The 21,607-nt window shown below is 33.9% G+C and carries 23 protein-coding genes and 1 riboswitch; of the genes, 10 read left to right on the forward strand and 13 right to left on the reverse strand.

The annotated features are described in order from the left end of the window. Positions 1–5: 5 nt before the first annotated feature. From ACLGLP_RS03040 to ACLGLP_RS03050, 3 genes are read right to left on the reverse strand one after another with little or no spacing between them, the layout of a single operon-like run. A complete protein-coding gene (locus tag ACLGLP_RS03040; protein ID WP_492113463.1) occupies positions 6–719 on the reverse strand; it encodes a phosphoribosyltransferase family protein in 714 nt (237 codons plus the stop codon). Then, positions 706–1,842, reverse strand: a complete 1,137-nt coding sequence (locus tag ACLGLP_RS03045; RefSeq protein WP_492113464.1) for a M20/M25/M40 family metallo-hydrolase — start codon at positions 1,840–1,842, stop codon at positions 706–708. The genes ACLGLP_RS03040 and ACLGLP_RS03045 overlap by 14 nt, the downstream gene beginning before the upstream one ends. 5 nt (positions 1,843–1,847) lie before the next feature. Continuing rightward, the gene (locus ACLGLP_RS03050) at positions 1,848–2,120 is read right to left on the reverse strand and encodes an acylphosphatase (protein WP_492113465.1); all 273 of its coding nucleotides are present in this window, start codon (positions 2,118–2,120) and stop codon (positions 1,848–1,850) included. A 157-nt stretch (positions 2,121–2,277) separates the two neighbouring features. Here ACLGLP_RS03050 and ACLGLP_RS03055 point away from each other — a divergent pair, with 157 nt between their 5' ends. Both ACLGLP_RS03055 and ispG read left to right on the forward strand, forming a co-directional pair. After that, positions 2,278–3,090, forward strand: a complete 813-nt coding sequence (locus tag ACLGLP_RS03055; protein WP_492113466.1) for a YkgJ family cysteine cluster protein — start codon at positions 2,278–2,280, stop codon at positions 3,088–3,090. 7 nt (positions 3,091–3,097) lie between these two features. Beyond that, complete coding sequence (gene ispG / locus ACLGLP_RS03060) at positions 3,098–4,192, forward strand: flavodoxin-dependent (E)-4-hydroxy-3-methylbut-2-enyl-diphosphate synthase (protein WP_492113467.1); 1,095 nt, start codon at positions 3,098–3,100, stop codon at positions 4,190–4,192. Here ispG and rsmI read toward each other — a convergent pair. The 7 genes from rsmI to ACLGLP_RS03095 all read right to left on the reverse strand — a co-directional run bounded on the left by rsmI (position 4,182) and on the right by ACLGLP_RS03095 (position 11,642). Then, positions 4,182–5,018 carry a 16S rRNA (cytidine(1402)-2'-O)-methyltransferase gene (gene rsmI, locus ACLGLP_RS03065; protein WP_492113468.1) on the reverse strand — a complete coding sequence of 279 codons (837 nt, stop codon included), beginning with the start codon at positions 5,016–5,018 and terminating at the stop codon, positions 4,182–4,184. The two genes, ispG and rsmI, sit on opposite strands and share 11 nt — an antisense overlap. Positions 5,019–5,035: 17 nt before the next feature. Beyond that, entirely contained in the window at positions 5,036–6,934 is a 1,899-nt protein-coding gene (locus ACLGLP_RS03070; protein ID WP_492113469.1) for a TonB-dependent receptor plug domain-containing protein, read from the reverse strand. Between the two features lie 111 nt (positions 6,935–7,045). After that, positions 7,046–7,238, reverse strand: a riboswitch (cobalamin riboswitch). A 69-nt stretch (positions 7,239–7,307) separates the two neighbouring features. Further along, entirely contained in the window at positions 7,308–7,490 is a 183-nt protein-coding gene (locus tag ACLGLP_RS03075; RefSeq protein ID WP_492113470.1) for an integrase core domain-containing protein, read from the reverse strand. After that, positions 7,423–7,755, reverse strand: coding sequence for a DDE-type integrase/transposase/recombinase (locus ACLGLP_RS03080; protein WP_492113471.1), 333 nt, complete (start codon positions 7,753–7,755; stop codon positions 7,423–7,425). The genes ACLGLP_RS03075 and ACLGLP_RS03080 overlap by 68 nt, the downstream gene beginning before the upstream one ends. Positions 7,756–8,431: 676 nt before the next feature. After that, positions 8,432–10,876, reverse strand: a complete 2,445-nt coding sequence (locus ACLGLP_RS03085; RefSeq protein ID WP_492113472.1) for an EAL domain-containing protein — start codon at positions 10,874–10,876, stop codon at positions 8,432–8,434. After that, on the reverse strand, positions 10,873–11,025 hold the full coding sequence (locus ACLGLP_RS03090; protein ID WP_492113473.1) for a Cache 3/Cache 2 fusion domain-containing protein: 153 nt from the start codon (positions 11,023–11,025) through the stop codon (positions 10,873–10,875). The genes ACLGLP_RS03085 and ACLGLP_RS03090 overlap by 4 nt, the downstream gene beginning before the upstream one ends. Before the next feature lie 206 nt (positions 11,026–11,231). Then, positions 11,232–11,642, reverse strand: coding sequence for a bacteriohemerythrin (locus ACLGLP_RS03095; protein ID WP_492113474.1), 411 nt, complete (start codon positions 11,640–11,642; stop codon positions 11,232–11,234). A gap of 151 nt (positions 11,643–11,793) precedes the next feature. Here ACLGLP_RS03095 and ACLGLP_RS03100 point away from each other — a divergent pair, with 151 nt between their 5' ends. From ACLGLP_RS03100 to ACLGLP_RS03115, 4 genes are all read left to right on the forward strand, one after another. After that, entirely contained in the window at positions 11,794–12,894 is a 1,101-nt protein-coding gene (locus tag ACLGLP_RS03100) for a M24 family metallopeptidase (RefSeq protein WP_492113475.1), read from the forward strand. 2 nt (positions 12,895–12,896) lie between these two features. Continuing rightward, positions 12,897–13,772 (forward strand): FeoB small GTPase domain-containing protein, encoded by an 876-nt coding sequence (locus ACLGLP_RS03105; RefSeq protein ID WP_492113476.1) that lies wholly within the window; start codon positions 12,897–12,899, stop codon positions 13,770–13,772. A 67-nt stretch (positions 13,773–13,839) separates the two neighbouring features. Further along, positions 13,840–14,415, forward strand: coding sequence for a nucleoside recognition domain-containing protein (locus ACLGLP_RS03110; protein ID WP_492113477.1), 576 nt, complete (start codon positions 13,840–13,842; stop codon positions 14,413–14,415). Between the two features lie 128 nt (positions 14,416–14,543). Beyond that, positions 14,544–14,918: a hypothetical protein gene (locus tag ACLGLP_RS03115; protein ID WP_492113478.1), complete on the forward strand. Its 375-nt coding sequence runs from the start codon at positions 14,544–14,546 to the stop codon at positions 14,916–14,918. 71 nt (positions 14,919–14,989) lie between these two features. Here the strand turns inward: ACLGLP_RS03115 and ACLGLP_RS03120 are convergent, their stop codons facing one another. Genes ACLGLP_RS03120 through ACLGLP_RS03130 form a run of 3 tightly spaced genes read right to left on the reverse strand, consistent with a single transcriptional unit; the run spans position 14,990 to position 16,403 of the window. After that, on the reverse strand, positions 14,990–15,730 hold the full coding sequence (locus ACLGLP_RS03120) for an IS110 family transposase (RefSeq protein WP_492113479.1): 741 nt from the start codon (positions 15,728–15,730) through the stop codon (positions 14,990–14,992). After that, entirely contained in the window at positions 15,672–16,211 is a 540-nt protein-coding gene (locus tag ACLGLP_RS03125) for an IS110 family transposase (protein WP_492113480.1), read from the reverse strand. The genes ACLGLP_RS03120 and ACLGLP_RS03125 overlap by 59 nt, the downstream gene beginning before the upstream one ends. A gap of 3 nt (positions 16,212–16,214) precedes the next feature. After that, entirely contained in the window at positions 16,215–16,403 is a 189-nt protein-coding gene (locus ACLGLP_RS03130; protein ID WP_492113481.1) for a hypothetical protein, read from the reverse strand. 42 nt (positions 16,404–16,445) lie between these two features. Here ACLGLP_RS03130 and ACLGLP_RS03135 point away from each other — a divergent pair, with 42 nt between their 5' ends. The 4 genes from ACLGLP_RS03135 to ACLGLP_RS03150 are packed head-to-tail and all read left to right on the forward strand — an operon-like array spanning position 16,446 to position 21,606. Then, positions 16,446–18,146, forward strand: a complete 1,701-nt coding sequence (locus ACLGLP_RS03135; RefSeq protein WP_492113482.1) for an FAD-dependent oxidoreductase — start codon at positions 16,446–16,448, stop codon at positions 18,144–18,146. Next, the gene (gene hisS / locus ACLGLP_RS03140) at positions 18,146–19,468 is read left to right on the forward strand and encodes a histidine--tRNA ligase (RefSeq protein WP_492113483.1); all 1,323 of its coding nucleotides are present in this window, start codon (positions 18,146–18,148) and stop codon (positions 19,466–19,468) included. The genes ACLGLP_RS03135 and hisS overlap by 1 nt, the downstream gene beginning before the upstream one ends. Then, the gene (trpE, locus tag ACLGLP_RS03145; RefSeq protein ID WP_492113484.1) at positions 19,458–20,951 is read left to right on the forward strand and encodes an anthranilate synthase component I; all 1,494 of its coding nucleotides are present in this window, start codon (positions 19,458–19,460) and stop codon (positions 20,949–20,951) included. The genes hisS and trpE overlap by 11 nt, the downstream gene beginning before the upstream one ends. 1 nt (position 20,952) lies before the next feature. Further along, positions 20,953–21,606: an anthranilate synthase component II gene (locus ACLGLP_RS03150; protein ID WP_492113485.1), complete on the forward strand. Its 654-nt coding sequence runs from the start codon at positions 20,953–20,955 to the stop codon at positions 21,604–21,606. Position 21,607: the final 1 nt, after the last annotated feature.

Below are 21,607 nucleotides of genomic sequence, written 5' to 3' on the forward strand. Positions count from 1 at the left end.
TTACCTTAAATGGTGCTTCTTGCCAAAACTAAAGCATAAACCTCTTTGGCTCCCTTTTTCTTTAAAGCTTTGGAAGCTTCGTTTAATGTTGCTCCTGTTGTCATCATATCATCTATTAAAAGAATTCTTTTTCCTTCAACACTTTCATCAGCTAAAAATGCATTTTTAACATTTTTCCATCTTTCTTTTTGAGAAAGTTCTGTCTGAGGCTTGGTATGTAAAATTCTTTTTAAAAATTTATCAGAAGGTCTTTTTCCTAAAAACCCCCAAGTTATAAGAAAGCTTTGATTAAAACCTCTTTCTCTGAGTCTTTTTAAAGATAAGGGCAGAGGAATGGCTAAGTCAAATTCCGGAATTTTTCCATTAAGAATTCGTTTTAAAAGAATGCCTAACTTATAGCCTAAGGAAAAGTTTTTTCCAAATTTTAACTCATTTATCCAATCTGAGACAGGCGGTTTATATAAAAAGGCAACAAAAGCTTTATCAAAATAAAGCTTTTGTTTTTCGCAATAGCCACAATAAGAAATATACTTCTTCTCAATGTAATCTAAAAGAGAATCATCTAAAGGGCTTCCACATCTTATACAGTGGATCTTTACAAAAGGCAGTTTTTTAAAACACTCAGAACACACAAGAACTTCTTTATCCTTTAAAGGATTTTGGCAGAGTTTACAGATTTCAGGAAAAATAAAATTTAGAATATTTTTAAACCATTTCACCTTTTGTTCTTATAATTTCAAGAACAAAATTAACAGTAATAATAAGGTCTTTTAATCTAATAAATTCTTCTGTAGTATGCACTTTTTGCATACCCGTTCCCAGTATAAGACATTTTAATCCATGCTCGTTAAAAACATTGGCATCAGATCCACCTTCTTTTCTTTTAAAAGTAATTTCTAAACCAAGTCTTTCTCCGGCTTTCTTAACAAGTTTACACAAGGGATCGTCTAAAGGAATGTTAAAGGCTTTAAAAAGCTTTTCAAATCTTACTTTTCCAGAAGGAAGATTATTTTCGGTTTTTGGGTAAGAATCAAGGACTTTTGCAAGTTCTTCTTGAATCTTTTTTTGTAATTTTAATAGCTTTTCTTCATTATGACTTCTCATTTCTCCTTTTGCCTCTGCATAATCAGGAACAATGTTTACATAGCTTCCACCACTTATAATTCCAACATTCATGGTAGTTTCTTCATCAATTCTTCCAAAAGAAAGATTAGCCAAAACCTGAGAAAGAATATGTATTGCGTTTATTCCCTTTTCTGGCTCAAGACCTGCGTGAGCAGATTTACCTTTAATTTCAATTTTAAAATGATATGAAGAAGGAGCAGCATTTATAACTTCTACCGGATTTTCACTATCAAGGACAAATCCTTCTTTTGCATCAATTAAGTTATAGTCTAAATACTTTGCTCCAAGTAAACCTATTTCTTCGCAGGTGGTAAAGATAAATTCTATAGGAGGATGGGGTAAAATATTTTCTTTTAAAACTTTGGCAATTTCTAAGAGAACAGCTATTCCTGACTTATCATCTGCTCCTAAGATCGTTCTTCCATCACTTCTGTAAACCCCCTTATCAAAGATTATTTTCGGATTTTCCCAAGGTCCAACTGTATCAAGGTGTGCACAGAAAAAAATGGGATCAGAAGGAAAAGTTCCAGGAATTTTTACTATTAAATTACCTACTTCAGAACCTGTGTTTTCTGAAGACTTATCAAAAAAACATCTGTATCCAAGGGCTTCAAAAATATCTGCTATGTAATAAGCTAATCTTCCCTCTTTTTTAGAGGGGCTTTCTATAGTTAAAAGGGTCTGAAATTCTAAAGCTAATCTATCAGGATCTATCATTTTATTTAGTAACGGATTTTAAAATCAGTAAACTCACCTTTGTAGGGTTCTTCTATAACTTCAACTTTTTCAACTTTTGCATAGGGAGAACCTTTATGACACCAGGCAACCATTTTATCTACTGCTGAGTCCTCCCCTTCAAAAACCGCTTCAACTCTTCCATCTGGGAGATTTCTTACCCAGCCCTTAACTCCCAGCTTTTTTGCTTCAGCTTCAGTATAAGATCTAAACCAAACCCCCTGAACCCTTCCAGAGATAAATACATGAACTCTTTTCATCGTCTTTTACCCATTCTACTAAGCTTTATTAAATTATAAAATTTATACTTAAAATTCTTTAAAAGTCAAGCACAAAAATTTTCAAAATTTGAAACAATTCCGTCTCTGAGTTATAATTAATAAAACCTTAAAAAATTTTAAAATTTGGAGGAAAAAAATGGATGCAATTACTAATTTAAGAGGATTAGATAGAATTATAGTTCCTATTAGACTTACCTCATCTTCTAAAATTAGGTTTCAATGTTATCCTGGGGTTCCATGCTTTAAGCTTTGCTGTTCAGATTTATATTTGCCTCTTACTCCTTATGACATTATAAGAATAAGAGACAAACTTGGTCTTACGACAGATGAGTTTTTGCTTATTTATACCGAGCCTTTTATATTGCCAAAATCTGGTCTTCCTATTGTAAGGCTTAAAATGAGAGAAAATGAAGAAAAAACCTGTCCTTTTTTGGGTGAAGGTGGTTGCACCATTTATGAAGTAAGACCACTTGCCTGTAGATATTATCCTCTTGGATTTGGCATGTTTAGAAATAGAGATGAAAGGAAAAATGAAGACATCTATTATCTTGTAAAAGAAGGATTTTGTCAGGGGTTAGAATCTGGTGAAGAAATGACTGTTGAAGAATATAGAATTTCTCAAGGCATTCCAGAGTTAGAAGAGCCTATCAAAGAATGGGGAGAAATTATAATGAGAAAGGAATCCTTTGGTCCTATGGAAGTTCCAGAAAAAAGTTTACAGTTATTTTTTATGGTTAGCACAAATCCTGAAAGATTTAGAGCTTTTATTTTTGAAACAAAATTTTTAGATATGTTTGAGGTTCCAGAAGAAACCTTAGAGGAGATAAAAAAAGACGATTTAAAACTTTTGCAATTTGGATTTAAGTGGCTAAAAACAGTTCTTTTTGGAGACAATCTCGTTAAGAGAAAAAAAGAAAGCCCATCGGTTAAAAAAATAAAGCCCATTTAAGCTAATAATGTATCCTCAAATTAAACGCAAAAAGACAAGAGTTGTACAGGTTGGAAGTGTCTCTATCGGAGGAGAAAATCCCATCCGTGTTCAAAGTATGACAAATACTGATACAAGAGATGTAAAAGCAACCCTTTCTCAGATTGAAAAACTTTATTCTGCAGGATGTGAGATAGTAAGAGTTGCTATACCTGATGAGAAGGCTGTAGAATCCTTAAAAGAAATTACTAAAGAGAGTCCAATTCCTGTTATTGCTGATCTTCATTTTGTTACTTCTCTTGGTGAAAAAGCAGTTAAAGCAGGTATTTCAGGAATAAGAATTAATCCTGGGACATTTAAAAACAGAAAAAACCTTGACAGACTTGTTTCTGCTTGCAAAGATTACAGAGTTTGCATAAGAATAGGAATAAATGCAGGATCATTAGAAGATAGGGTTTTAAAAAAATACAAAAAGCCTACACCAAAGGCTATGGTTGAAAGTGCTTTAAACTGGTTGGCATACATTGTTGAAAAATTTGATTACGAAAACATTAAAGTTTCCTTAAAATCTTCTAACTGGTGGGATACAGTTAAGGCTTATGAACTTTTTTCTAAAAAATCGGATTTTCCTTTACATATAGGTGTTACAGAGGCAGGAGGAATTATCCCTGGAACTATAAAAAATACTATGGCAATAAGCTATCTTCTGCTTAAGGGAATTGGAGACACCATAAGGGTTTCTTTAACTGCAGATCCTGTTGAGGAGGTTTATGTAGCTTACGAAATACTTAAAAATCTTGGATTAAGAACTTTACATCCAGATATAATAGCCTGTCCAACCTGTGGAAGATGTGAAATAGATTTGATGAGACTTTACAAAGAAGTGGAAAGTTGGGCAAAAAATGTAAAGGCAAATTTGAGGCTTGCTGTAATGGGTTGTGTGGTCAATGGACCTGGAGAGGCAAAACATGCTGATCTTGGAATAACAGGAGGAAAGGGAGTAGGTATAATTTTTAAAAACGGGAAAATAATAAGAAAGGTTTCTGAAAAGGAGCTCTTACCTGCCTTTTTTGAGGAAGTGGAAAAGTTTCTTAAAGAACATCCTGAAAGGCTTAATCCTTAGATTTTTCTGAAATAAGCTCATATAAAAATTTTGCTGAAAGATTGTATTTTTTAGCTAAGGTTTTAGCTATTTCCTTTTTTCTTAATCCCTGAGCTTTTAAAGATTCTGCCTCCTTTTTAATCTTAGAAAGATTTATTTCCTTAGCAAATTCTTCATTCTCAGGCATTATTATAAGTGTTATTTCTCCTAAAAATTCTTTTCTTTCGCTTAATTCTTTTAAATCACTCCACAAAAGTTCTTCGTGCATTTTGGTTAGCTCCCTTGCAAGAAAGCACCTTCTATTTCCGAGAATTTCTAAAAGATTTTTAAGAGTTTTGGCAAATCTGTGAGGGGCTTCAAAGATTATTATGGGAAGGTCTTTTGGAAGATTTTCAAATACTTTTTTTTGTTCAACCTTTTTTCTCGGAAGAAATCCAAGAAAAATGAAACCCCTGTTTAGGTTTGCTCCGCTAACACTTAAGGCACAGGTTAGGGCAGAAACTCCTGGAATTGGAACAATTTTTATTCTTTTTTCATATGCAAGATTTATTAGATAAGCTCCTGGGTCTGAAATTCCAGGAGTTCCTGCCTCACTAACAAGAGCAATGTCTTCTCCACTTTCTAAGATATTTATTATTTTTTCAGATCTTTCCTTTTCTACATTCTTATAAAGGCTTATAAGTTTTTTTTCTCCAAGTTGATAATGATTTACAAGTTTTTTAAAAGTTCTTGTGTCTTCGCAAACGACATACTTTACCGATTTTAAAACCTCTAAAGCTCTGAGAGTAATATCTTTTAAATTTCCAATAGGTAGTGCTACCACATAAAGAATTCCACTTTTTTTCATTGAGTTTAATTATAACATTAATAAGAAAAATTTATTCCAAAATAGAGAGAACGATTTGGAGTTCCATAGTCTTTTACCTCTTCATAATTGGTATTTAATAAATTTTCTATACGAGCAAAAGCTTTTATTCTTTTAGTAAAATCATAACTTGCTGAAAAATTTACTAAAGAATAGGATTTTAGCTCTTTAGTATTTGCTCTATCATCATATCTTTTTCCTGTATACACATAATCAGCAAAAAGAAAAAATTTTCCTACTGAATATTCCCCTATTAGAGAATACTTGTGTGTGGGTTTATAGATTAAATACTTTTTGGTATCTTTGTCTTCTGAATCAAGATAGGTATACCCTGTTTTTAGCTGAAAATTAGGGGTAATTTTTAAATTAAGATTAACTTCAAATCCTTTTATAGATGCTTTTCCAATGTTTTGAGGCTGATAAGTCCAAGGAGCTATCTCAGTCCAATTAATAAGATTTTTATATTTCTGATAAAAACTATTAAAAGAGAAAATAACTTTATCATTCAGAAAATCCTTTTCAAATCCTAAATTCCAAGCCCAGGATTCTTCAGGCTTAAGATTTGGATTACCCATAGACCATCCTGTATTAGGCCAAAAAAGGTCATTAAGTGTGGGTGCTTTAAAAGCCGTTCCAAAATTTGCTTTAAATCTTAATCCATAAGAAGGAAAGTTGTAAAGAAGACCTGCTCTGTAAGTTAGCTTTTCTCCAAAGGTTTGATGATCATCATACCTTAAGCCAGCATTCAAAATCAGCTTATTACTTAAAAACTTAAATTTGCCATTTAAGTAAATGGCTTTATTTTCAATATCTTCGTCAAAACTTGAAAAACTTTCATATTTCCCCTTTTCCTTTCTATATTCAGCTCCTAAGGTTAAAGTAAACCTTTCTAAAAGATAAAAGTTATTTTGCCAATCAACCATGTAAATTTGAGGAGTAATTTTAAACCCATACCATTTAAAAATATCATCAGGATCCTTAGCATTCATAATTTCTTTAACCTTTGAAATAGTTAAAATTTGTTCCCAAAAAGAGGTGAGATTTAATTTAAATCTTCCAGAAAATAGTGAGTGATGCCTTCTCTGAACATAATCAGGATCATCTTTATATACGAGAAAACCATCTTCTGTCCCAAAATCTAATTCGTTTCTGTCATAATAATATCTTGTAAAAAACTCAAGTTCTAATTTTTCAGAGGGTCTAAATCCAAATTTGCCAGAAATAAAGGCTTGTTTGTAGCTATCATCTTCTTTCCCTTTAGCATAGGCAGAAAAGCCATCTGTTTTATAGTAGTAAGTAGTAATTCTGTAATCAAATTGAGAATCTCCTCCTGAAAGGCTAAAGGAAGGCTTATATGTTCCGTAGGAACCCCCTTCTAAAGATAGACTAACTTTTGGTTTTCCCTTCCCTTTTTTGGTTATAATGTTTATAACTCCAGCCATAGCTTCAGAGCCATAAAGCGTGCTTTGAGGTCCCTCTATGATTTCAATCCTTTCTATTTCATCAACACTTAAACTTGAAAAATCAAAATCTCCACTTGTTGGACTATTTACCTTTACTCCGTCAATCATTACTAAAACATCTCCAGACTTGGTAGAAGTTTTTAAAAAGACAGAAGCCAGTTTTCCTATCCCACCATACTGTTTTACATATATGTTTGATAATTTTCTTAAGGCATCAATTGTCCAATCTACCTTCATTTTTTCTAATTCTTTTTCCGTAATAATTTTAACTTCTGAAGTGGTTTCTTCTAAAGGTTCTATAAATCTATTTGCAGTAACTATAACTTCTGGAAGTTCTTTTTGATTTTCTGCTGAATAACTTAAATTCTGAAAAGAAGATATAAAAAAAGTAATTAGTAAAGAGTTAGCAAAAATACCGTAAAATTTTTTAGACATAATCCCCTCCCATAGGATGTTTTTAGATAGTTTTAAGGAGTTTGAGATGGGAGGTTATTTAGAGGATGAGTTTTTTTGAAAGGATAATTTTAGTCATTGTTTCACCCCCTCGGGTTTTTTGGGGCTGGAGCGGTCTTCCGGCTTCCGGATCTTCCTACTCGCCGCACCTTCCCAGGGTTTTTAAACCCCAGTGGCTTGTCGGCTAAGTTTTAGCTTAGCCCAAGCGGCTTTCGTCCCCGGTCACGGCTGCGGGGCAGCGGGGGATTTTCACCCCTCTTCCACAACTCCAGCCCAATTAAATTAAATAACATAATTTTCAGCTTCTGTCAATTTAATGTATAAGTCCATATGATTTGGTACTGGAAATTATTTTTTAAAAAATCTTCACAATATATCTTATTGGTGTTTTATTTCTCAATCCATAATGAGGTCTCTCACCATTATACCAGATTAAATACTCCATCAACTTCCTGTTAAATCCCTCTAAATCATTTCTTAACTCTTCCTCCATAAAATCTACAAAATCCTTGCTGTGTCCTGTTAAATCTTTCAACATATCCATTCCCCTTCGGATTCCTCGGATAACTAAAATAATGCTCTATACCCTCTTCCCTTAAATACCTCTCAAACTCACCCAAAAACTCACTCCCATTATCCGTCTGCACCCCTCTCACCTCAAAAGGTGCTACCATCCTAAATTTCTCCATAAAATCTCTTGCACTCCTACTTGATAAATTCTTATATCCATAAGCAAATCCAAATCTACTCGCTAAATCTACTCCCACTACCAAATACCTCTTTATCCTCCTCCTTTTTCTCACCCTCTCATAAAACCTTCCTGTTCTTCCACAATAACTTAACTTTACACCCTTCTCCCCTCGAAGTAACCCCCTTTCAAATACTTAATTATCCTCCCTATGGTTGAAACTGATACACTAGGTATTCCCTTCTGCTCACAAAATTTGTCCACAAATGGTCTAAGTTTCTCTTTCCCTATTTCCTCTTTAATAGCTGAAAAATGGACTGCAAATCTGAAATCTTTCCAAGGGTTAGGGGTGATAAAAAGTTTATTTTCTGAAAAGCTACGGAACTTATGCAGTCTTTATTAGGTCAATTTTGCAAAGGTCTTAAGAAATTATTATTAGTTTTATTATCAGTAACCACATTAACTGGTCTTGCCATGGCTGATCCACAAAATCCACAGATACTTTAACCAAATCAGCAAAAGTTACAGAAAGTGAAACAAAAATACTATCACACATTCAGGAAAGAGAACAAATTTTACAGCAAAGAATGCAATTTTTGGAGCAGAAAAATAATTGTGTCCAAAATGCCCAGTCTTTTCAAGATGTTTAAAATTGCCAAATGCAATTTAAAGGGGAAATTCAATCTTTAAAAGCATAACAGGGAATGCAAAAATAAATTTCATAAGAGCGGTAAATTCCTTACCAGTTAATCAAAAAAACCCATCTTAAAATTGAGTTTATAGGAGAAGGCTTAAAGATTAGTTGAAAGAGAATACTTTTTGACAAACTCCTCGTAAGGAAGGGGTTTTTCAAAGTAAAAGCCCTGTAAGTAGTCACATCCCATAAGGTCAAGAATCTCTACCTGTTCCTTTCTTTCCACACCTTCAGCCAGGGCTCTTGCACCAAGATAGTGAGCCAGATCTATCATATTTTTCACTATACCTATTACTTTATCGTCCCGGTCTATATCCCGCACAAAGGCAATATCAATCTTTAAGTAATCAAGGAGAAGCAACTTGAGATAACTCATGTTGCTATAGCCTGTTCCAAAGTCGTCAAGGGCAATCTTAAGATGAGGATATTTCTCTTTAAGCTCTTTCAGAAACTCAAGGAGTTTTTCTGGCTGATGAATAAAGCCCCTTTCAGTGATTTCAAGGACGAGAGGGCCTTTAAGATTATCAAGATAGGGGGCAACCTCTTTCCAGAAATTTTCATTAAGAAAGGTTTTGGGATAAAGGTTTAAACCAATGGGAATTTGGAGTTGATTAACCTTTTCAACAATGGTTTTTACTGCCCAGACTTCAAAGTCAAATCTGAGGGGTGACTTTTCTAAGACCTCAATGAAAACACCTGGGCTTACTACCTCTCCATTGGGTTTTACGATGCGGATAAGGGATTCTGCTCCAGAAAGAATAAAGCTTTTGGTATCAAAGTAGGGCTGAAAGAAGAATTGAAAGTAACCAAAGGTTAGGGCCTCTTCAATCAGTCTCTCTGCATCCAGGGTTTTCTTAATGAGAAGCTCTACATCTTTTCTGTAAAATTTGGTAACATTTGGACCTTCCATTTTCGCAAGAGAACAGGCAGAATTGGCCCTGCGATAGAGTTCTTCAGCCTCCTTTGCATCATTGAGATAAAGGGCAATCCCTAAGTTGTACTTAAGGATTATTTTTTCTCCCCGAATTTCAAAAGGTAATGCTAAGATGGTTTCAAGGTCGTAAAGAGAGGAGAGATCCTCAAAAAAGAGGACGAACTCGTCTGCAGAACTTCTTCCTATTAAGGCCTGAGGGAAATTCTCTTTCAAACGAGAAACAAGGTTTCTCAAAAGCTCATCCCCTACCTCAAAGCCATAAAAATCATTTATGTAAGCAAACTGATAGAGGTCAAGCACAACTAAAATCCCAAGGGAAAACCTTTTCAACTCAAGCTTCACTTTAAGTCTTTCCAGAAATCCTCTCAGAGAAAGGGCTCCTGTTAGATGGTCATATTCTCTTAATTTTTCAATAGTTTCAAAAAGACTTATTTGAAGTGAGATGTCTTTTCCGAGAAAGATAAATCGCCTCTCTACACATGAAGATTGGGGAAGGGCCTTAAACTCTACATAGAGGATTTCGCCATTTTTCTTTCTAAGATCTACAAGAAAGGGATAGCTCTCCCCTTCAGAAAGGGAAAGAAGGTGCTCTTTCAACTCCTTTAGAGAACAATGTTCACCCTTCATAAAAGAACATAAGTCTTTTCCAAGGAGTTCTTCCTCAGTATAACCAGTATAAAGGGTAACAGCAGGATTAACATAGAGGATTTCAAAGTTTTCATTGGTGATAAAGAGGAGAAGGTCAGAATTGGTGAGGGCACTTTGAAGAATTCTTAAATATCTCTCCTTTTCAAGCCTTTTTAAGGCAAACTCAAGGTCCTCCTTTAGCTCCTCAAGAAGATCCCTTTGAAGCTCGTCAAAGTAATAGGGCTCATCAGCATAAATATTTAGGATAGCCTTAAGCCTTCCCTCAACATAAAGGGTGATGGCTACACTTGAGAGATAGCCCCGCTTTAAGGCCTCCTCTCTAAAGGTCACATATTCAGGATTGGTTAAGGTATAGGGATTGATAGAAATCTTCCCGCTCTGGATAGCTCTTGCAGTTGGACTTCTACCCTCAGGCACTTCAGGATTTAAGGAGATTTTAATCTGACTTAGATAGCCCTCTTCGTATCCGTAATGATAAAGGGGTTTTACTTCCTCTTTTTCCCAATCAGGGACTCCCACCCAGACAAAGCGAAGCCCAAGTTCCTCAACCAGACTTTGACAGATACTCTGAAAGAGCTCCTCCTCACTCTGTGCTTTGGTAATAATCCTGTTTACACTTTTTAAAAATTTAATAAGTCTTAAAGAGCTCTGAAAAATAAATTTTTGAGGTAAGCCATAAAGGAGGTAGAGATTTTCTCTTATTTTTTTAATAAATCCCTGAAAGTGAATGTGTGACTTATCCTTTTTGAGAAAGACGATTTCAAGAGGAGAGGGTACCTCAATCTTTTTCAGGACTCCAAGGAGCTTTTCAAAAGTCTTATCGTCTGGTAAAAGGTCTCTAAGGGAGCGTCCTTTTAATTCAGCGAGAGTAAAACCTAAAGCCCTCTGAAGGGACTGATTTAGGCCTAAAATTATGCCATCAGAATTGATAATCAAAGAAAAGGGGGAGTCACTCATCATTTATCTTCTTTTTTCAGAGAAGTCGTAATCCTTAAAAAATCATCTCCTTCTTTTTTAAAAGTGGTCGCTACAGAACCACCAGTCATAGCTGTAATTTTATCAGGAATAGATATATCAGGTTTAAAACTTTTGCTTATTAAATAAAACAATTGTTAAAGCAAAAAGCATAACAACAAAAATAAAAACGTAAAAAAGCAACTTTTTTACTTATATCAAGAATTTTCATAATCTTATCTTCTTTTTTCCGAATTTAAATTTTTATTTTTTAAAAATATAACTTCATTTTTTGTCAAGGTTGAAAAGTAAAACTTCTTACATCGTCACTTCTATTTTATCTTGAATTAAAAAGTTACTTTTACTTCTTACCCATTTTCTCAATCAAAAAAGGCCCATACTTCTTATCTGTTCCCATAATATGTTTTACCAGCCAATCTTTAAGAAAGCTTATTACTTCCACTGAAAGGGTTATTTCACCTTTAGCTTTTTTTTCTAAAAACTCTTTGATTTTGGCCTTAAAAGCCTCATGTTCTCTCTTGTGAGCCTGTAACTCGGGATATCCGTATTTACTCATCAGAGTTTCTTCAGTAGTAAAATGATACCAGGCATATTTTACCAGTTCATCCAGGACCTTATCAATGACCTCCCTCCCCTTTCCTTGCTTCATGGCATCATAGAGATCATTTATCAAACCAACCAGCTTCTTGTGCTGGTCATCTGCCTCCTTGACTCCTGTCTCAAGCTTATCAGACCATTCCATAAAGGGCATAGTTCCACCTCCTTTCTTAGTTTAAAAAACTTTTGAATTTATTTTAAATAAATATTAAAATGTAGACAAGAGATAAATAATAAAAAAATTTGAATTGAGATTGAAATTCAAAAAATTTTTGTTAAAATAAATTTAGTTTTGAGGTAAATATATGAATTTTGAAAAAAAATTAAATTGGATAAGAAAGTTTTTAGAAGAAAATAATCTTTCAGCTTTTCTATTTACATCATCTCCCAATATATTTTACTTAACTAATTTTAGATCTTCAAATGCCTTTATTATCATTACTTCTAAAGAACATTTTTTTCTTACAGATGCAAGATATTTTGAAAGGGCAAAAAATGAGTTAAAAGACTGGGAAGTGGTTCTTATAAAAGAAAACACCTATTCTTTTTTAAAAAAATTTATTAAAAATCTTAATCCCAAAGTTGTAGGATTTGAAAAAGACGGTATTACCTGTGAATTAAGAGAAAAACTAAAAATAAAAGGAATAAGATTTAAGGGATTTACAAAGGTTTTAAAAAATCTAAGGATAATTAAAAATGAAAAAGAACTGAAAATCTTAAAAGAGGGAATTAAAAAAACTGATGAGCTTTATAAATATATATTAAATATTATAAAGGAAACAATTTTTGATAAAGAAGAGGATTTAACTGAATTAAGGTTAAAAGGATTTCTTGTTGCAAGAATTTTTGAAATAGGGGCAGAAGGAGAAAGCTTTCCAGCAATAATAGCAGGTGGTAAAAATTCTGCCATTCCCCATTGGGTAACCTCAAAAAGTAAGATTGAGAAAAATGCTCCGCTTTTAATAGATATGGGTATTATTTGGAAGGGATATTGCACAGATTTTACGAGAACTTTACACTTAGGAAAACCTTCCTCTGAATTCAAAAAACTTTACGAATTAGTAAAAACTGCCTGGTATAAGGGTTTTGAGAAAGTAAAAAGAGGTAGTCCTTTTTCTGAAATAGATAAAACTATAAGAGAATATTTTAAAAGTAAAGATGTAGATAAGTTTTTTGTTCATGCAACAGGACATGGAATAGGGGTTGAGGTTCACGAACCACCGCGGATTTACTATAAACCTTTGAATAAAGAGGAAATTATAGAAGACGGGATGGTTTTCACTATAGAACCAGGGCTTTATTTTCCTGGCAAGTTTGGTATTAGACTTGAAAATATAGTGTTTGTAGAAAATGGAAAGGGAGAGATTTATTCTCAAGAAGACTTAGAATTAAAAGTTATAGAGTAAAAATGAAAGGTTGTGAAAAAAACATAAAAGTAGCTCTTGTTGGCAATCCAAATGTAGGAAAAACAAGCATTCTTAATCATTTAGTAAAGGGTGATTTAAAGATTGGCAATTGGCCAGGAGTAACAGTTGAAAAGAAAGAGGGATACACCACTTTTCAAGATTATAAAATCACTTTCATTGATCTTCCCGGAGTATATACCTTAGAAGAGATTATTTCTGAAGACGAAAAGATAACCTTAGACTTTCTTATTAATGGGGAATATGACATTATTTTAAACATTATAGAAACTCCGAGAATAGAAAGAGATTTATATCTTACCTGTCAACTTCTTGATATGGAAAAACTTCTTATTCTTGTTCTTAACATGATAGATGAGGCTGAGGATTTAGGCATTGAGGTTGATACAAAAAGGCTTTCAGAACTCTTAAAAACTAAAATTATTAAAACAAATGGAAGAACCGGCGAAGGGGTAAAAGATATTTTGCCAGCTATAATAGAGGTTTACGAAAATAATGTAAGACCTGTAGAAATAGTATATTCTTCTGAGATTGAAGAAAAGCTTAAAAACAAAGAAGGTTCTAAGTGGACTAAGCTTGAAAATTTAATCAAAGAAAATCAGAAACTTTATGAGATCGTAAAAGAAAAACGGCTAAGATTTTCAAAGGGATTGGCTAAGGAAGTAACTTATAGAAGAATTTTGCATAAAAGAACTATAACAGAAATTCTTGATAGCGTTTTTCTTCATCCCTTTTTAGGAAATATCTTTCTTCTTCTAATAATGTATCTTTTTTTCAAAATTTCTTTTGACTTTTCAGCTCCTTTTATTGACTGGATTGATGAGTTTATGCAGGGGTTTTCATCCCCCTCTTTTATTTAATCTTTTAAAAAAATTAGGAGCTCCTTTTTTTCTCATTAAATTTGTTACAGAAGCCTTGATAGGAGGTGTGGGTATAGTTCTTACTTTTATACCCCTTATTTTTATAATGTATTTTCTTTTGACCATACTTGAAACCTCAGGCTATTTGCCAAGAGTTGCCTTTTTAATGGATAGATTTACTCATAAAATTGGGCTTCATGGTCAGAGCGTTATTCCTCTTATATTGGGGCTTGGCTGTAATGTTCCTGCAGTTATTGCTACAAGAACCTTTCAAGATACAAAGGATAAGTTGCTTGTTATGGCAATGATTCCTTTCATTTCCTGTCCAGCAAGACTTGTGGTATTTTCTTTTATAGCTCTGATCTTTTTTAAAAATCCAGCTTTTGTAATTTTTATCCTTTATTTAATAGGATTTTTCTTTTCTGTGCTCACAAGTTTAGTTTTAAGAAAAACCATATTGAAAAAAGAGTTGTCTCACTTTGTAATGGATCTTCCTCCTTATAGGATTCCCTCTTTAGGGATGATTTTTAACATAACCAAGGTGCACTTAAAAAACTTTGTCTATCGTGCAGGAACAGTTATATTTGTGGTTTCTGTTATTATATGGCTTCTTCTTAATCTCCCTATGGAGAAAAACACATAGAAAACACCTTTGCAGGGAAGGTGGGTAAAACCATAAGCTATGTATTTAAACCTGTTGGTCTGGGAGACTGGAGAATTACCACTTCCTTACTTTAAGGCTTTCTTGCAAGAGAGGCAATTATAAGCAATATGGGAATTATCGTTTTTGGGGAAACCCAAAAGGAACTTTATTCAGAGATTAAAATAGGTTCAACTTTTAAAGAAGAAATTATAAATCTTGGAAAGGCATTTAAAAAAGCTATAAGTTCTTTATTTTATCCTCTTCCTAAAACACTTGAAGTGGAAGAAGGAGAGGTCTCTGGATTAAAGGAAAGAATAAAAGAGCTTTTAACTCCGAAACAGGCTCTGTCATTTTTTTTATTTGTCCTTATTTATAATTCCTGTTTGGCAACGGTTGTAGTTATGGCTAAGGAGGGAAACTTGCTATTCTCTTTGGGATTTTTACTTTATAGTTTTATTTTAGCTTGGCTTCTTGCATTTATAAATTTTCATCTTTTGTGGTAAAATTTCAGGGAAATTGTTTTTCTCCTTAAAAAGAAGAGGAGTCAACTATCGGAAAATAGGGTAGAAAAATGTTAAACATGGCAAACACCTTCCACCGAAATATGCTTTATTCCTCTTGTAGAAGGAGCAACCAATTCAGGTTTAAAAGTTTCTCCTTTTCTCAACATTGCAAAAATTACTCTTATCAGCTTGTTTGCAAGAGCAATCATAGCCTTTCTAGCACTTCCAAAAGCCTCTTTCTTTCTTCTCCAATACTCCCAAAAAACTTTGTTCCAATTCTTAACTCCATAAGCCATCTGGTAAATAATATCCCTCAAATAAGGGCTACCTCTCTTAGATATTCCTTTTCGGCTCTCCCACTTTCCAGATTGTTTTATTACTGGCTCAAGCCCAGCATACTTTATGAGCTTGGAAGCCTTGCTAAACTTTTTAATATCTCCAATCTCAGCCAAAAATCTGTTAGCAAGATTTTTAGAAATTCCTTTTATAGAACTGATAAGTTCTCTTTCTTTAGGAGACCAATTTTTGAGAGTTTCATCAAGGAAAGTTTCAAGTTCGGCTATTTTTTCCTGAAGAAAGAAATATTCTTTAATGTGAACTTTGAGAGTAGCCTCATAACCTTTATGAGGGATGCCGATAGAGTTTTTGGCAAGGGTTTTAAGAGTTTCTGGAGTAATGGAAGGTTTTCTACCTTTTTCGGAGGTCTCAAGAAGGAAATGATGTATTCTTTTAAGAGGTGCTTTTGCAATATCCTTAGCAGAGGGGAGGTAAAAAAAGCATAGTAAGGATGGCTTTAGAGAAGATTTCAACATTTTTCTCAAGTTCTGGGAAAAGGACGGAGAGGCAGGCTTTGATTTGAGTTTTTGTTTTAGCAAGTTCTTTTGTGAGTTTTTGGAGGGTTCTTGCGATGATTTTAGCATCATCTGGGATGGGAGAAGGTTTAAGGAGTTCTGGGTTTTTGAGGGCAAAGAGAGCAAGGAGAAAGGCATCTTTGGGATCAGTTTTAGAAGGAGAAGTAGCCTGATGATATTTAGCAAACTGATAGATGAATTTTGGGTTAACAATGAAGGGTTGGAAGTTTTCGGAGATGAGAAAGGAAGCAAGAGGGATGTGGTATCTGTTGGAAGATTCCATAATAATAGTTACGGGGTTAAGAGTTTGAAGGGTGGAAAGAAAATCTTGAAAGCCTTCAAGGGAGTATGGGAAGGTTCTTCGGCTGATAATTTGAGCTTTTTGGTTGATGATACAGGTTGTGAATTGATTTTTAGAGACATCAATACCGATGTAATACATAGGCTACCTCCTTGTTATAGGAGTTTTAGTGAAATAGTCCCTCACTCCATCCTCCCGTGTGGCAAGGGCTTTATAGCCCAACCAACTTATTCGGAGTGGAGGGACAGAGGGACAGACTCCTCTGCGGGCTTTATAGCCCAGAAAAAATGGAGTTCTTGTCCCTCGCCTTTTAAAATTTTGAAACTTAACCATGGTTATATTATAAACTAATTTACTGCAGGAGGTTTTAAAAAAATGAGAGTAGTTATCATTGGCGCAGTTGCTTGCGGAACAAAAACCGCTTGCAGACTCAAAAGGTTGAGACCAGATGCAGAAATTGTTCTTATTGATAAGGACGAATTTATTTCCTATGGTGGATGCGGTATGCCCTATTACCTTACTGGAGATGTTTCTCACATAGACGAACTTAGAAGAACCACTTTTTATATATTAAGGGATAAAAAATTTTTTGAAGATATAAAGGGAATTACCACATTAACAAGAACTCTTGCAGAAGAAATAGACAGAAAAAGAAAAGTGGTGAAAGTCTGTTATTTAGATAGTGGAAAGAAAGAGGAAATTCCCTATGATAAGCTTGTAATAGCAACTGGTTCTATTCCTAAAATACCTCCTATACCAGGAACTAATCTTGACGGAGTTTTTACCCTTTCTAATTTACACGATGCTATAAAGATAAAGGAAAGGCTTGTTAATAAAAAGGTAGAAAGACCTCTTGTTATAGGAGCTGGTTTTATAGGGCTTGAAGTAGTTGAAGCCTTTGGAGAATCCTGGGAATTACCTGTAACACTTCTTGAGTATTTCCCTCAAGTGTTGCCAAGACTTATAGATCCCTTTATGTCTCGCATAATAGAAAATCACTTAAGAAAAAAAGGAGTAAATGTGGTTTTGAATGTAAGGATAAAAGAAATTGTAGGAGAAAACGGTAAAGTAGTAGGAGTTAGAACTGAAGATAGCTTTTATCCTGCTGATCTTGTTTTGTTGGCAACAGGAGTAAAACCAAATTCTGAGTTGGCAAAAAAGGCTGGATTGCTTGTTTCTCCAACTACAGAGGGAATAGTAGTAAATGAAAGAATGCAAACCTCAGATCCTGATATTTATGCTGGTGGGGATTGTGTTGAGATTAGACATTTAATAACTGGAAAAGGTGTAGTAATGCCTATGGGGTCTTTGGCTAATAGACAGGGTAGAGTTATTGCTACAAACATCGCTGGTGGATATGCTGTTTTCAAAGGAACGGTAGGGTCTTTTATTCTTAAGTGTTTTGACATGGCTATAGGTGGCTGTGGTTTAAGTTTAGAGGTTGCAAGAGCTGAAGGATTTAGTGAAGCAACATATGCATTAAACATCCAGCACGAAAGAGCTCATTTTTTTTCTTCAGGATGTTCTTATTATTCCTTAGTTTTTGATAAAAAGACTGGAAAAGTTCTGGGATTTCAAACCATAGGTCCTTTTACTGATGGAACCCTTGCAAGGATTCACGCTATTTCAAGTATTTTACCCTTTAAACCAACTATTGAGGATATTTCCTCCTTAGAACTTCCTTATTCTCCACCTTTTAACACCGCTTTAGATCCAATTCATACCGCTTCTTTCATCGCTGAAAACATTATTTTTGAAAGATTTAAACCTATAAATTGGGAAACTGTAATTGAAAGGTTAAAAAAAGGAGATGAAAATATGCTAATTGTTGATGTAAGAACTCCTGATGAAATAAAAGACCTTACAGAGAAATATTCAAACTGGATAAATGTTCCTTATCAGGAAGCAAGAGAAAAAATAAAGAATTTGCCAAAAGATAAGGATTTAGTTATTGTATGTAGTGTGGGGGCAAGGGCTTATGAAGTTGCAAGATGGCTTAATGCTGAAGGGTTTGAAAATGTTTATGTAGCCTTGGGAGGAATTGTTCTTCCAAAAAGCTGGGGTGAGGAATTCTAATGAAAATTCAAGCAGTTCGCGGATTTAAAGATTGGCTTCCAGAAGATTTTGTTAAATATGAATACCTTATGGAAATTGCTAAAAACATCTTAAAAACTTACAATTATAAGGAAATTAAAATTCCCATTCTTGAAAAGACAGAACTTTTTGTAAGATCTATAGGAGAATTTACAGACATCGTGCAAAAGGAAACTTATACTTTTCAAGACAGAAATAAGGAATTTTTAACCCTTAGACCTGAAGCAACTGCTGGTATTTGTAGAATGATTATAGAAAAAGGTTTGTTTGTAAATCCAAAACCTTTAAAATTTTTTACTATTGGTCCAATGTTTAGACATGAAAGACCTCAAAAAGGTCGACTTCGTGAATTTTTTCAAATAGATGTGGAACTTTTCTCAGAACTCAATCCTTATATAGAAGCTGAAGTAATTTTTTTAGCTATGGAAATACTTAAAGCTCCCCTTTCTGTAGAAAACACTTTAGAACAGATTTACACCTTAGAGTTAAATTCTCTCGGATGTCCTCAGTGTAGACCAAATTATAAAAAAGAACTTTTAAAATTTTTAGAGGAAAACAAAGAAAATTTGTGTGAAACCTGTAAAGAAAGAATTTCAAGAAATCCCTTAAGAGTTCTTGATTGTAAGGAAGTCTCTTGTAAAGAAGTTGTTTCAAAAAGTCCAATTATTACAAATTATCTTTGCAGTGATTGTAAAAATTACTTTGAAAGTATAAAGCACATTTTAGATTTTATGAAAATCAAATATGTAGAAAATCCAAGACTTGTTAGAGGACTTGATTATTATGTGAGAACCATTTTTGAGATTAAGGCTAAGGGACTTGGGGCGCAAGACACCGTAGCAGCAGGAGGAAGATATGACTATCTTTTAGAGGAGCTCGGAGGACCTCATCTTCCTGCCATCGGTTTTGCTATAGGTCTTGAAAGATGGGCTATTTCTCTCTTTGGAGACGAAGAAAATAAAGGCACTTTGTCTTCAAAAGAACTTTTAGAAAAACTAAATCCAGATGTTTTTATTATTCTTCTCGGGAAAGAGCTTTTAATGATTGGTTTTCAAATAGCGGATCTTTTAAGGAAAAAGGGCTTAAAATGTGAAGTGCTTTATGAAGAAAAATCTTTAAAAGCTCAGCTTAAAAGCGCCGATAAACATTCTGCAAGATACTCTCTCATTTTAGGAGAGGAGGAATTAAAAAATAAATCAGCTATACTTAGAAATATGAGAAAGAGTGTTCAGGAAAAGGTGGCATTTACTTCTTTAGAGGATCTCAGTCAAAAAATTTTTGAAAAAGTAAAAAATGGGTTTTAAACCTTATCCTTCCAAAGATGAATTTTTAAAGCTTATAGAAAATTACAATTTAATTCCTGTTTTTGTGGATTTGCCTTGTGATCTTGATACTCCGATTTCCCTTTTTTACAAAGTATTTGATGGGGATTATGGATTTTTACTTGAAAGCGTTGAAGGTGCGGAAAAATGGGCAAGATATAGTTTTATAGGAATTAATCCCTTTTTAGTTTTTAAAAGCAAAGAAAAAAAGGTTGATATAAGAGAAAAGAAAAACTTCAAATTAGAAGAAAAAAAATATGAGTCTGAGAATGCCTTTTTAGAGTTAAAAAGACTTATAAAACAATTTAAAATGCCTATTTTTAAAGAACTGCCAAGATTTTCAGGTGGAGCAGTGGGTTTTGTAAGCTATGAGAGTGTCAGGTTTTTTGAAAATATTCCCTGTGGGGAAGATGTTCTTCAGTTTTCAGATTTACATTTTATGTTTCCTGAAGTTTTAATCGTGCATGACAGATTTGCTCATAGTTTAAAGCTTATTTATAATACCTGGAAAAGGGACGAAAAAGAAGATCCATCAAAACTTTACGATATTGCTGTGGAGAGCCTAAGAGAAATAAAAGAAAAAATTGATAAAAGAAGGATTTCAAAGGAAAGAAATTTTGAAAACCATTCTTTTTACTTTTCTTCTGAAATTTCAAAAGATGAATTTTTAGAAATGGTAAGAAAAGCCAAGGAATACATTGAAAATGGAGATGTTATTCAGGTTGTTCTCTCTCAGAGATTTTATCTTGATACAGAAATTCCTCCAATTTTTATATATCGTGCTTTAAGAAAGGTAAATCCTTCACCTTATCTTTTTTATTTAAAGCTGGGGGATGAGATTTTGATAGGTTCTTCTCCAGAGATTTTAGTAAGGATGGAAGATGGTATAGTTGAGACAAGACCTATTGCAGGAACTCGCAAAAGAGGTAAAAATGAGATTGAAGATAAGGCTCTTGAAAAAGAGCTTAAGCACGACGAAAAAGAGCTGGCGGAGCACATTATGCTTGTTGATCTTGGAAGAAATGATATTGGAAGGATCTCAGAATACGGAAGTGTTGAAGTATACGAACTTATGGTGATTGAAAGATATTCTCATGTGATGCACTTAGTTTCTGGAGTGAGAGGAAAAGCAAAAGAAGGAGTTGATATGTTTGATGTTTTTTCTGCTACTTTTCCGGCAGGCACTGTTTCAGGAGCACCTAAGATTCGTGCTATGGAAATCATTACAGAGCTTGAAAAGAAAGCAAGAGGTCCCTACGCTGGAGCAGTGGGATACTTTGGATTTTCAGGAAATATGGATTTTTGTATTACCATAAGAACACTTTTTCAAAAAGGAAAAAGACTTTATCTTCAGGCAGGAGCAGGAATAGTTGCTGATTCTCATCCAGAAAGAGAATACGAAGAAACTATAAACAAAGCTAAAGCCTTATTTAAAGCCTTAGAACTCGTTAGAGATTTTTTTTAACATGAAAAAGGTTTTAGTAATAGATAATTACGATTCCTTTACTTACAATTTGGTTCAACTTGTAGGGATTATGCTTGAAAAACTTTGGGGAGGAGAGGTTTTAGTTTTTAGAAATGATGCTATAACTCCTGATGAAGCTTTAAAACTTAATCCAACGCATATAATTATTTCTCCTGGACCTAGCACTCCTAAGGAGGCAGGAATATCAGTTGAGCTTATAAAAAAGGCTGCAGGTAAAGTTCCTGTTTTAGGAGTATGTCTTGGGCATCAATGTATAGGAGCTGCTTTTGGAGCAAGAATTATAAAGGCAAAAAGACTTATGCATGGAAAGATTTCTAAAATATTTCATGATGGGAAAGGTGTTTTTACAGGTCTTCCCAATCCTTTTTCAGGAATGAGATATCATTCCTTAGCAATTGATTTTGAAACTTTGCCCTCTTTTTTTGAAATTTCTGCCAGAGCTGAGGATGGGGAAATTATGGGAATAAGACACAGAGAACTACCTATAGAAGGAGTTCAATTTCATCCAGAATCCATAGGAACTTCCCTTGAAAGATGGAAGTTTTATAAAACTCCTCCCAAGAATTGGGATTTTAATAGAGATGATTTACCAGAGGGGGTTATTCTTTTGAAAAATTTCTTAAGTTTATATTAAG

The sequence above is a fragment of the Caldimicrobium sp. SLHALR3 genome (assembly GCF_058692735.1).